Raw genomic sequence first — 11771 nt, 5'->3', positions numbered from 1 at the left:
TTTCCACCGAACCGTATCCGGAGTGCGTCCATGAACCGCTATGCGAAATTCGCCGCGGCATTCGCGATCACCTGTGCCGCCGGCATCGCGATGGCGCAGGTGCCGTCGCCGCCGAACCCCGCACCCGCCAGCTCGGTCCTGCAAGTGCCGGCCGTGCCCGTCGCCGTCGCGCCAGCCGCGGCGTTGGCGGCGCCGGCCGGCGCCGCGCATGCGTTGACCGCCGACGACCTGTCCACCTTCCTCGACGGCATGGTGCCGTACATGATCCAGCGCGGCGACGTCGCCGGCGGGGTGATCTCGGTGGTCAAGGACGGCCAGCTGCTGTTCGCCCGCGGCTACGGTTACGCCGACCTGGAAAAGCGCACGCCGGTGTCGCCCGAAACCACGCTGTTCCGGCCCGGCTCGACCTCCAAGCTGTTCACCTGGACGGCGGTGATGCAGCAGGTGGAGCAGGGCAAGCTGGACCTCGACCACGACGTCAACGAATACCTCGACTTCACCATCCCGGCGCGCGACGGCAAGCCGGTGACGCTGCGCCAGCTGATGACGCACACCGCCGGCTTCGAGGACACCGCTCGCGGACTGTTGCCGAGGAAGCCCGAGGACGTCGATCTGGAGCGCTACCTGAAGGCGCATATCCCCGCGCGGATCTTCCCGCCGGGCGAGATCGTGGCGTACTCCAACTACGGTTGCGGGCTGGCCGGCTACATCGTGCAGCGCGTCTCCGGCGAGCGCTTCGAGGATTACATCCGGCAGCACATCCTCGACCCGCTGGACATGCATCATTCGAGCTTCGCGATGCCGCTGCCGCCGCCGCTGGCAGCGCTGATGGCCAAGGGCTACAAGAGCGCGTCCGACGGCAAGCCGCAGCCGTTCGAGCTGGTCGATCCCGCGCCGGCCGGCGCGCTGAGCAGCAGCGCGACCGACATGGCGAACTTCATGATCGCCCAGCTGCAGGGCGGCCGCTTCGGTGACACCCGCATCCTCAAGCAGGCCACCGCCGAGTTGATGCACAGCCGGCAGTACACCGCGGCGCCGGGCCTGAACGGCTTCGACCTGGGCTTCTACCAGGAGGATCGCAACGGCCAGCGCATCATCGGCCACGGCGGCGACACCATGGTGTTCCACAGCGACCTGCACCTGCTGCTGGATGCGAACGTGGGCATCTTCATGTCGTTCAACAGCGCCGGCGATGCAGGCAGCGTGCACGTGATCCGCAAGGCGATCTTCCAGGCCTTCCTCGACCGCTATTTCCCGAAGGAAGCGCCGGCGCCCGCAACGGTGGCCACGGCGAAGGCCGATGCCGCGCGCGTGGCCGGCTGGTACCAGGCCAGCCGCCGCAACGACAGTGCGCTGCGCATGCTGTACCTGTTCGGCCAGGTCAACGTGGCGGCGAAACCCGACGGCACGCTGGCGGTGTCGATGCTCACCGACTACGCAGGCAAGCCGCTGCCGTGGCACGAGACCGGGCCGCTGCACTACAGCGAAGTGAACGGCAAGTCGCAGCTGGCCTTCGTGGCCGATGCGAACGGCGGCATCCGCTACTGGGCCACCGATGCCGAGGTACCGGTGTTCCTGTTCCAGCGCGTGCCCGCGGCCCGCAGCCTGGGCACGGTCGGCCCGCTGCTGGGCGCGTCGGTGGCAATCCTGCTGGCCACCCTGCTGAGCTGGTTCGTCGGCGGCTGGGTGCGCCGGCATTACCGGCGGCCGCTGCAGCTGACGGCGCTGCAGCTGCGCACGCGCCTGCTGTCGCATCTCGGCGTGCTGGCGCTGCTGGCGGTGGTGCTGGGCTGGCTGACCTTCATCGCGGTGACCTCGGCCGACGAGTCGAAGCTTCTGGACGGCTCGGGCACGGGCTGGCTGTACCTGCTCTACGTGCTGGGCGTGTTCGGCCTGCTCGGTGCGCTGGCGGTGCTGGTGCATGCGGTGCGCGCCTGGATGGTGCCGCGGCGCGGCCGCTGGGTGCTCGCCGGCGAAACCCTGCTGGCGCTGGCGGCGATCTACCTGGCCTGGTTCATCGTGGCGTTCGGGCTGGTCAGTTTCAACGTGAGGTTCTGACGGACCGCTGCGCATCGACATCAATCAGCCAGGAGAGATCATGGGTACCGAGAGACACGCACGGCTGCAGTTGCACACGCGGCTCGAGAAGTGGGCGTTGAAGGAGCCGTTCCACATCACCGGTTACACCTTCGACGAGTTCGAGGCGCTGGTGGTGACCCTGCACGAGGGCGACCGGTTCGGTCGTGGCGAGGCGCTGGGCGTCTACTACCGCAACGACACGCCGGCCGCGATGCAGGTGCAGGTCGAGGCGCTGCGCGAACGGATCGAAGGCGGCCTGACGCGGCAGGAACTGCTGCAGCTGCTGCCCGCCGGCGGCGCGCGCAATGCGGTCGACTGCGCGCTGTGGGATCTGGAGGCCAAGCGCAGCGGGCGGCCGGTGTGGATGCTGGCCGGCGGCGAGGCACCGCAGCCGCTGGTGACCACCTTCACCCTCGGCGCCGACGCGCCGACGACGATGGCCGGGATCGCGCGGGGCTTTCCCGGTGCCCGCGCGCTCAAGCTCAAGCTCACCAATGACGAGCTCAACGCCGAGCGCGTGCGTGCAGTGCGCGCGGCGTGCCCCGACGCGTGGATCATGGTCGACGCCAACCAGGGTTTCACCCGCGACTCGTTCGCGCGCCTGCTGCCGGCGCTGGTCGAGGCGCGGGTAGCGGTGGTGGAGCAGCCGTTCCCGATCGGCAATGAAGCCTGGCTCGACGGACTGCACAGCCCGATCATGATCGCCGCCGACGAGAGCGTGCAGGATCACCACGACCTGCCGTCGCTGGTGGGCCGGGTCGGCATGATCAACATCAAGCTGGACAAGTGCGGCGGCCTCACCGAGGCGCTGGCGATGGCCGCCCAGGCGCGCGAGCTCGGCTTCGAGCTGATGGTGGGCAACATGTCCGGCTCGTCGCTGGCGATGGCGCCGGCCTTCGTGCTGGGCCAGTCGTGCAAGGTGGTGGACCTCGACGGTCCGATCTACTTGCGGCGCGACCCGGCGCCGTCGGCGATCTACGAGCATGGCCGCATCTGGTGCGACGATGCGATATGGGGCGGGCCGCTGGCGGCGGCCGCCTAGACCACAGGGGAGCGACATCGCAGCATGATTCCAGCACGCGAGAAAAACTGGTTTGGCCATCCGCGCGGCCTGAGCGTGCTGTTCCTCACCGAAATGTGGGAGATGTTCTCCTTCTTCGGCATGCGCGCGCTGCTGGTCTACTACATGACCAAGCACCTGGACCTGGACCAGCAGTACGCCTCGCTGATCTACGGCGCCTACGCGGCCTTCGTGTATTTCACGCCGGTGTTCGGCGGCATGGTGGCCGACCGCTGGCTGGGCAAGCGCAACGCGGTGATGATCGGTGGCGCCACGATGGCCGCGGGTCATTTCATGATGGCCTCCGAGCCGCTGTTCTATCCGGCGCTGGCCACCATCGCGCTGGGCAACGGGCTGTTCCTGCCGAGCCTGGCCAGCCAGATCGAAGGGCTTTACCGCGATGGCGATCCGCGCAGCAAGAGTGCCTACAACATCTACTACGTGGGGGTGAACCTCGGCGCGTTCCTGGCGCCGCTGATCTGCGGCACGCTGGGCGAGGCGTACGGCTGGCACTGGGGTTTCGCCGCGGCCGGCATCGGCATGCTGCTGTCGCTGGTGATCTACCTGGCCGGCGCCCGTTACCTGCCGCCGGAACCGGAGCGCGGCGCCGAGGCGCGGGCGGCGCGGCCGCCGGTGGATCGGGCGGTGATCGATCGCTTCGCGCTGCTGCTCGGCGTCGCCGCGATCGTGGTGGTGTTCCGCGGCGCCTACGAACAGGTCGGCAACACCATCGCGCTGTGGATCGACCAGGACGTGGATCGCGAGCTGGCCTCGGGTTGGGCCATCCCGATGACCTGGTTCCAGTCGATCAACTCGGTGGTGGTGTTCGCCTTCACCCCGTTGCTGGTGGCACGCTGGGCGCGGCTGGCGCAGCGCGGCGTGGAGACGCCGCTGCTGGGGCGGATGGCCTTCGGCGCCGCCATCGTGGGTGGTTCCTACCTGATGCTGGCCGTGCTGTCGGCGTGGTGCGAGGCGCACGGCGTGCGCGCGCACTGGGGCTGGCTGGCGGCCTGGTTCGTGCTGATGACCACCGGCGAGCTGTACATCCTGCCGGTGGGCCTGGCCCTGTTCGGGCGCATGGCGCCGGAGGGTTTCCGCGCCACCAGCATCGCCACCTGGTTCTTCGCCGGCTTCTTCGGCAACCTGCTGGCCGGCGCGCTGGGCACGTTGTGGAGCCGGCTCGGCCACGCCTGGTTCTTCGCCCTGATCGCGGCGGTGGCCGGCGTGTCGGCCGCGCTGTTGTATATGCTTGGCCGTCGCCTGGGCGACGTGGAATCCCATGGGACGGCGGGCGCCGCCATGGCGCTGGCCAGATAAGCGGATGACGATGACCAAGGACCTGCAAAAAAAGCTGAAGAGCCGCTGGGACACTTTCACCACGGCCGAGCAGAAGATCGCCAGCTACCTGCTGCACAACATCAGCGGCATTCCGTTCGAGACGGCCGCGTCGCTGGGCAAGCGCGTGGGCGTGAGCGCGATGACGGTGGGCCGGTTCCTGCGCAACCTGGGTTATGCCGGCGTCGGCGACCTGAAGGAGGAACTACGCGGTGATGCGCCGTGGATGCAGCTGTACAAGACCTCCGAACCGGCAGCGGATGCCGACTACATCGGCGAGAGCCTGCAGGCGGAGATCCGCAGCCTCAACGATGTCTACGCGCTGGCGCGGGGCGAGGAATGGGCGCCCATCGTGAAGATGCTGGTGTCGGCCGATCGCGTGTCGGTGGCCAGCTTCCAGCACGGCTCGTTCCTCGGACTGGGCTTTGCTTCCTCGCTGCAGCACGTGCGGCCGCGGGTGTCGTTCGAATCGGGCGCCGACGGTTCCTATACCGGCATGCTGCTGGATTCCACCGAGAAGAGCTGCGTGGTGCTGATCGACATCCGCCGCTATTCGCGCCACTTCCGCCTGCTGGCCGAGGAGGTGGTCGAGCGCGGCATACCGCTGCTGATCATCACCGACACGCAGTGCTACTGGGCGCGCCAGCTGACGCCGCACGTGCTGATGATCCCGATGCAGACCGGTCGCGCCTGGCACAGCTTCGGCACGCTCACCAGCCTGTTCAGCCTGTTGATCAATGCGGTGATCCGCGAGATGGGCGACATCCTCGGGCGGGTCGGCGAGATCACCGAGTTGCGCCAGAAATTCATCGGCTACGACGGGCCATCGCTGTCGGGCGAGGGCAAGCCCGCCGGGACCGGCAAGAACAACGGCACGAAGAAGCCGGCAAAGCGGCGTTGACCTGGGCGGCATCAGCGAGCGAGGCAAGAGCATGACCTGCAGGATTCCGCGACTGTCACTGCGCCGTTGCCTCGCGGGATTGCTCATCGCGCTGGTCGTGGCGGGCGCACCGGCGCTGGCTGCCGCGCCGGCGCAGGATCTGGACGCCTTCGCCGCGCGGGCGATGAAGACCTTCGGCACACCGGGCATGGCGGTGACCATCGTCGACGGCCAGACCGTCACCACGCACGGCTACGGCGTGCGCAAGCTGGGTGAGGCCGCGCGGGTCGACGCGCATACGATCTTCCCGATCGGTTCCAACACCAAGGCCTTCACCGCGGCCGCGCTGGCGATCCTGGTCGACCAGGGCAAGCTGCACTGGGACGACCGCGTGGTGGACAAGCTGCCGGGATTCCGCATGTACGACGCCTATGCGTCGGCGGAGATGACGGTGACCGACCTGCTGGTGCATCGCAGCGGGCTGGGCCTGGGCGAGGGCGACCTGATGACGTTTCCCACCAGCGACCGCACGCGCGCGGAACTGGTGAATGACATCCGCTACCTGAAACCGGTGCGCTCGTTCCGCGGCGGCTACGACTACGACAACGTGCTGTACATCGTCGCCGGGCAACTCGTCGAAGCCGTGTCCGGCCAGCGCTGGGAGGACTTCGTGCAGCAGCACATCCTCGACCCGCTGCAGATGCGCGACACGCAGACCAGCATCGATGCCCGCACCGCCGACCAGGCCGCGCTGCACGGCAGGAACACCACGCCGGTGCGCGGCGTCGGCCCGCAGCGGGTGCTGACCACGGTGATGACCGGCAGCGTGTTCGCGGCTGCCGGTGCGCTGCAGGTCAGTGCGGCCGACATGGGGCCATGGTTGCGGCTGCAGCTCGATGGCGGTCGGCGGAGCGACGCCGGGCCGATCTTCAGCGCCGCGGCCGCGAAGATGCTGTGGACGCCGCAGACGCTGATCCCGATCTCCCCGCTGCCGGCCGAGGTCGCACTGGCGCAACCGCAATTCAACGCCTACGCCTTGGGCTTCGAGGTGCAGGACTACCGCGGCCACCGCATCATCACCCATCTGGGCGGCGTGCTGGGCGGCTATTCCGCGGTGGTGATCATTCCGGAACGACACGCGGCATTCGCCGTGATGCTCAACGCCGAAGATCCCGCCACCTTGCTGGCGATGCGCGAGCATCTGCTGGACAGCCTGCTGGGACTTCCCTCGCCGGACTGGATCGCCGGCTACGGCAGGATGTTCGAGGGGATCAACGCGGGCGCCACGGCGGCGCTGAAGGCGGCGGGCAGTGACGCATCGTCCCGCGGGGCTCCGTCGCTGCCGCTTTCGGCATACGCCGGCGTGTATCGCGACCCGTGGTACGGCACGGCCACCCTGCGCCAGGGCGCGAACGGGGCGCTGACGATCAGCTTCGATCGCTCGCCCGGCTTGCACGGCGCACTGGAGCACGTGCGCCACGACACCTTCCGCACGCACTGGGCGATGCCCGACGTGGAGGATGCCTACGTGAGCTTCGCGCTGAAACCCGATGGCAGCATCGCCCAGATGACGATGCAGGCGGTGTCGCCGATCGCCGACTTCAGCTGGGACTACCAGGACCTGCGCTTCGTCCCGATGGCTGCCGGCAAGTAGCGCGCTTCGTCCGAAGACCTTGCTGCCGCGCCGGCTGGCGGCCCGAGCTGGTCGGCTGCGTGTTCGCGTTGGATACTCGACGCACCGACCGCAAGGGGGCATGCCATGTTTCCACGACTTCTGCTGATGCTGCTGAGCCTGCTGCCGGTGGCGTCAATCGGCGCGACCGAGGCGCCCGCCACGCGCACCATCGTGCTGGTTCGCCACGGCTACTACCTGCCCGATGCGAAGGCTGACCCGAAGCTGGGTCCGCACCTGGCGCCGATCGGCGTGGCCCAGGCGCACCTGGCCGGCGCCCGGCTGGCCGCCTTGCCGGGGCGCTTCGATGCGATGTACGTGAGCCCGGTGCAGCGTGCGCGCGACACCGCGGCCGTCATCGCCGGTGACTTTCCGGGCCGGCATTTCGAGGTGGTCGACGACCTGGCCGAATGCACGCCACCGACCCGTCGCACCGAAGTGACCGCCGACGAGAAACCGGCGGACCTGGCGGCCTGCGCCCGCCAATTCGATCGCCTGTTCGCGGATTACTTCAAGCCGGCGCACGGCCACGCGCGGACCGAGCTGATGGTTTGCCACGGCAACGTGATCCGCAACATGGTCGTCCGCGCACTGGGCGTCGACAGCAAGGCCTGGCTGGAAATGTCGGTGGGCAACGCCAGCATCACCCGAATCCTGGTCGAGGCCGACGGCCGCTTCAAGGTCATCTCGGTGGGCGACGTGGGGCACATCCCGCCGAGCCTGCGCACCGGTGCCACCGGCGATGCCGAACGCAGCCTGGCGATTCCCGCGTTGCCGTAGCGACGAATACCGGCGTTGCGATCACGCGTGATGCCTTGTCAGCTCAGCACTGAACGCGGCCGCCGGCCAGCTGCTTGCACGGATGGAATACCGGTTCCTTCGGCGGCGGGCGCTGATGGCCATCCCCATCGCCGTGGTGATCGTGGTCGTGATCGCGGCCCGGACGACGGTTCGGATAAGGCGCCCAGTACGCCGGTGGCGGGTTGTACGCCTGCTGTTGCTGCAACTGGTCCTGGTAGGCGTCGTTCTGCTGGCGCAGGACTTCGTTCTCGCCCTGCAGGCGGTTGCGCTCGGCGGCCTCGTCGACCAGCGCCTGCTGCCGTTCCTGCTCGGCGCGCTGCTGCGCGGCGTAGGCTTCGTCGGCCTGGCGCTGTTCCTTCTCGTCCTGCGCCTGCTGGCGAGCCTCGATGCGTTGCTGGTACAGCGCTTCGAGGTGGTGCGAGTCGGCATAGCTCTTCGCCAGCCCGTCCTGGCCCAGGCGCAGGTAGCGGTCGATGACTTCGGTGTCGTCGGCCTGGTGCAGCAGCTCGCCATGGCCCTGCGGGCAGGGATGGTCGGTGTAGCTGACCTGTCCGCCGACGGTGCACTTGTAGATGTTCTGCGCGCCCGCGGTGCCCGCGGCGGCCAGCAGCAGGAGCGCCAGGCATGACAGGGGAATTCGGTTCGGCCGGACTTTCATGGGGACGTCCATCCTGGGTGACTAGGAGCGTGGGCGGTAGAAACCAAGCGAGCGAGGCAAAGTGGTTTTGAGTCAGGTTTTTCGATCATTTGAGGCGAATAGCCGTAGCTATTCAACGAAAGTGAGCGGAAAAGCTGGCCAAAACCACGCAGCCGCAGCCGCTTGGTTTCTACCGCCCACGCTTCTGGCATCGGCTGGATGTTGCCGCCGCGCGGGTTAGGCCGCGCTGAACGCGAGGGCGACGCGTCGACGGCAGCGCGGCCGGGTTGCGCCGTTCAAGCGGCGGGCGATGCCTCGGCCGGCTGGCGGCCGGCGCCCTGCCACGCGCGCAGGCCGATCACCGCCAGCACCACGAAGCCGGCATACAGCACCGCGGTGATCAGCAGGTGCTTGTAGACGTACTCGCCCACGTAGATCACGTCCACCGCGATCCACAGCCACCACGCGGCCACGTGCCGCCGCGCCTGCCACCACTGGGCGACCAGGCTGAAGGCGGTCAGCGCCGCGTCCAGCCAGGGCAGGGCGGCGTCGGTGAGGTGATGCATGAAGGCGCCGAGCGCGATCGCGCCGACGCCGCCGATGGCGAGGTGGATGATCGCCTGGCGGCGTGGCAGCGGCGCCACCTGGACGAGTCCGTCTTCGCCCAGGTGTTGCAGCCAGCGGTACCAGCCGTAGCCGATGAATCCCGCGAACGCCAGTTGCAGCAGTGCATCGGAATACAGCCTGGCGTCGACGAACACCCAGGCGTAGATCAGCACGGACACCAGCCCGATCGGCCAGCACCATGGCTGGCGCCGGGCGGTGAGCCAGACGCCGAGCGCGCTGACGATCGCCGCGATGAGTTCGACCCAGGTCATCTTCAGAACGCGAACGTCAGCGACAGGCGCGCCAGGCGCGGCGCGCCCGGGAACAGGTAGCTGTCGCCGCCGGAGCTGCCGGTGTCGCGCCAGTAGAAGCGGTTGAACACGTTGTCGACACTGAGCCGCCAGGTCATCGCGTGGCCGTTCCACTGGCTGGCGTAGCGCAGGCCCGCATCGAACACGTGGTAGGCCGGCACCCGCGTCACTCCGTCGGGCGTGGCCACGTTGCTGCTGGCATAGCGCCAGCCACCGAGCAGGCTGAGCCGGTCGGCGAACGGCAGGCGATAGTCCAGGTACACCGCACTGCGCAGGCGCGGCACGTTGACCACCTGGTGGTCTTCGTAAGCGGGTGCGCCGGTGTCATGCGCACGTGCGCGAAGGACGTTGACGCTGGCGGTGAGGCGCAGGCGATCGGTCAGTTGTCCCGCGGCGTCGAGTTCCAGTCCGGCATGCGCCTCGTTGCCCTGCTGGACGAAGGTGAAGCCCTCGGCGCTGCTGTCCGGTCGGGCGAACTGGTATGGCTGGCTGATGCGGTACAGCGCCGCGGACAGACTCAGGGCATCGCTGGCGGCGTACTTCACGCCCGCTTCGGTCTGGCGCGCCAGCAGCGGGGCCAGCGTGGTGCCACCGTTGGCGGTCCAGTACGGCGCCTCGTTGCCCAGCGACAGGCTTTCGCTGTAGCTGAGATAGGTGGTCAGCCGCGTGGTGGGCTGGTACAGCACGGCTGCCTGCGGCAGGAACTTGCCCAGACGCGTGTCGCGCTCGGGCACGCCGTCGGAATCATTGGCGCGCTCATGCAGGCGCACGAAACGCCCGCCGGCCAGCAACTGCCACTGCGTGCCGAGATGCAGGCGATCCAGCGCGAACACGGAGTGCTGCCAGCTGGTCAGGCGACGCACCGAGGCGCCCGGCTGGTTCGGCGACGGCGCGAAGTACGGCGGGTCCAGCTGATCGATGTTGGCGGTGCCGACGTAGTCGTACACGTCGGCGCGACGGTCGATGGTGCGGCGGAACGCGCTGGCGCCCAGGCTGATCTCGTGGCTGACCGCGCCGGTGTCGAACGCGCCCTTCAGCACCGCGCGCGCTTCGTCGTTGGCGCGGGTGTCGTCGGGGCTGCGGTAGTCGTAGACGTCGTAGTCGCCGTTGGGTGCGAAGAACCAGCCCGGCGTGGCGCCGCTGGCGCAGTCGGCCGAGTAGAAGCAGCCGTAGGCGAACGCCACGTTGTCGTCGATCACCGCCCGGCTGTGGCTGGCCGAGAGCTGGGCCGTCCAGGCATCGGCCAGGCGGTAGTCGAGGCGCAGCGTGCTGTTGCTGGCGTCGACACCGACCGGCTGCTGCCATGGTTCGAAGCCGAGCATGCGGGTGCGGCTGGGATGCGCCGGAATCGTGCTTCCGCCGAGCAGTTGGTAGCCGGACACCGAGCGCTGCGAGCTGGACTGGTAGTTGCTGTCCAGTTGCAGGGTGGCGTTCGGGCTGATCTTCCAGTCGGCCGCCAGCGAGACGAAGTTGCGCCGGCCGTCGGCGTGGTCGACGTAGGACTGCACGCCGTCATGGGCGGCGTTCACCCGCACGCCGAACGTCGGTGACAGCCAGCCGCCCACGTCCATGGCGAGGTAGCGCGAACCGTGCGAATCGGTGCCGACGGTGGCGCTGCGCACGTCGGTCGGCCGCTTGCTGACGTAGTTGACCAGGCCGCCCGGCGCCACCACGCCCGCTTCGAGGCCGCCCAGGCCCTTGAGGATTTCCACCCGCTGCTTGTCTTCCAGCGCGATCGGTTGTTCGCCGACCAGGCTCATTTCGTTGAGCTTGTAGCCGGTGGCCAGGTCGAGCGCGTAGCCGCGGATGGCGACATCCTGGTAGTAGCCGACTGGCGCGTAGCTGTCGCCGAGCGCGGCGTCGCTGCGTGCCAGTTCGCTCAGCGTATGCGGCTGGCGGTCGTCGATCTGGTCGCGGGTGATCACGGTGATCGCGGCGGGCGTGTCCTGCAGCGGCGCGTTGCCGAAGCTGCCGAAGGTGTCCAGTTGCGAGTTGTCGGCGTGGTAGCCGTTGCTGCCGTTCGCGTTCACGTGGACCGGCGACAGGCGCGTGGCCTGCGGTTCGCTGGCGGTGTCCGCGGCATGCACGGGAGCGATCACCGCGAGCAGGGCGAGCAGCAGGGGAGTGCGGGAAAGAAGCATCGTCATCGTCGTCGTCAAGGGAGTACGGACGAAGCGACGGCGACCCGGCAGTCGCAAGGACGCGCCGGATCTGCAAGCTCCCTACGCCGGTACAAGCCGGATCAGGTTCCAAGGGACTCTCTCAGCCCGGCTACGCCGGGCACCCCCGCTTCAATAACGCGTATTGAACCACGGATCGGGCGGAGCTGCTCGAGCTTCCATCGCGTGTCTGGTACATGCCCGGACGCGCTCACGCGAATCAGCCACTTG

General features: G+C 68.6%; 9 protein-coding genes and 1 riboswitch. Of the genes, 6 read left to right on the top strand and 3 right to left on the bottom strand.

Going from position 1 to position 11771, the window contains the following annotated elements; all coding sequences use genetic code 11:
* Nucleotides 1–30: 30 nt before the first annotated feature.
* The 6 genes from UU7_RS05660 (at nucleotide 31) to UU7_RS17355 (ending at nucleotide 7806) form a co-directional block, all read left to right on the top strand.
* Nucleotides 31–2058, top strand: coding sequence for a serine hydrolase domain-containing protein (locus UU7_RS05660; RefSeq protein WP_007806237.1), 2028 nt, complete (start codon nucleotides 31–33; stop codon nucleotides 2056–2058).
* 40 nt (nucleotides 2059–2098) lie between these two features.
* Complete coding sequence (locus UU7_RS05655; RefSeq protein ID WP_007806236.1) at nucleotides 2099–3121, top strand: dipeptide epimerase; 1023 nt, start codon at nucleotides 2099–2101, stop codon at nucleotides 3119–3121.
* 24 nt (nucleotides 3122–3145) lie between these two features.
* The gene (locus tag UU7_RS05650; protein ID WP_007806234.1) at nucleotides 3146–4456 is read left to right on the top strand and encodes a peptide MFS transporter; all 1311 of its coding nucleotides are present in this window, start codon (nucleotides 3146–3148) and stop codon (nucleotides 4454–4456) included.
* Nucleotides 4457–4460: 4 nt separating this feature from the next.
* Nucleotides 4461–5375: a MurR/RpiR family transcriptional regulator gene (locus UU7_RS05645; protein ID WP_238530898.1), complete on the top strand. Its 915-nt coding sequence runs from the start codon at nucleotides 4461–4463 to the stop codon at nucleotides 5373–5375.
* Between the two features lie 31 nt (nucleotides 5376–5406).
* Complete coding sequence (locus tag UU7_RS05640) at nucleotides 5407–7008, top strand: serine hydrolase (RefSeq protein WP_007806230.1); 1602 nt, start codon at nucleotides 5407–5409, stop codon at nucleotides 7006–7008.
* A 105-nt stretch (nucleotides 7009–7113) separates the two neighbouring features.
* Nucleotides 7114–7806, top strand: coding sequence for a histidine phosphatase family protein (locus UU7_RS17355; protein ID WP_050981423.1), 693 nt, complete (start codon nucleotides 7114–7116; stop codon nucleotides 7804–7806).
* 43 nt (nucleotides 7807–7849) lie between these two features.
* Here the strand turns inward: UU7_RS17355 and UU7_RS05630 are convergent, their stop codons facing one another.
* The 3 genes from UU7_RS05630 to UU7_RS05620 all read right to left on the bottom strand — a co-directional run bounded on the left by UU7_RS05630 (nucleotide 7850) and on the right by UU7_RS05620 (nucleotide 11528).
* The gene (locus UU7_RS05630) at nucleotides 7850–8485 is read right to left on the bottom strand and encodes a DUF4124 domain-containing protein (protein WP_007806226.1); all 636 of its coding nucleotides are present in this window, start codon (nucleotides 8483–8485) and stop codon (nucleotides 7850–7852) included.
* Nucleotides 8486–8760: 275 nt separating this feature from the next.
* The gene (gene pnuC, locus UU7_RS05625; protein WP_007806225.1) at nucleotides 8761–9342 is read right to left on the bottom strand and encodes a nicotinamide riboside transporter PnuC; all 582 of its coding nucleotides are present in this window, start codon (nucleotides 9340–9342) and stop codon (nucleotides 8761–8763) included.
* A gap of 2 nt (nucleotides 9343–9344) precedes the next feature.
* Complete coding sequence (locus UU7_RS05620; protein ID WP_007806222.1) at nucleotides 9345–11528, bottom strand: TonB-dependent siderophore receptor; 2184 nt, start codon at nucleotides 11526–11528, stop codon at nucleotides 9345–9347.
* Nucleotides 11529–11583: 55 nt separating this feature from the next.
* Nucleotides 11584–11679, bottom strand: a riboswitch (TPP riboswitch).
* Between the last annotated feature and the right edge of the window lie 92 nt (nucleotides 11680–11771).

Origin of the sequence: Rhodanobacter spathiphylli B39 (assembly GCF_000264295.1) — a bacterium.
In the GTDB taxonomy this organism is placed as follows: Bacteria; Pseudomonadota; Gammaproteobacteria; order Xanthomonadales; family Rhodanobacteraceae; genus Rhodanobacter; species Rhodanobacter spathiphylli.
The sequence above is the reverse complement of the archived record's forward strand: the minus strand, read 5'-3'. Positions and strand labels throughout refer to the sequence as shown.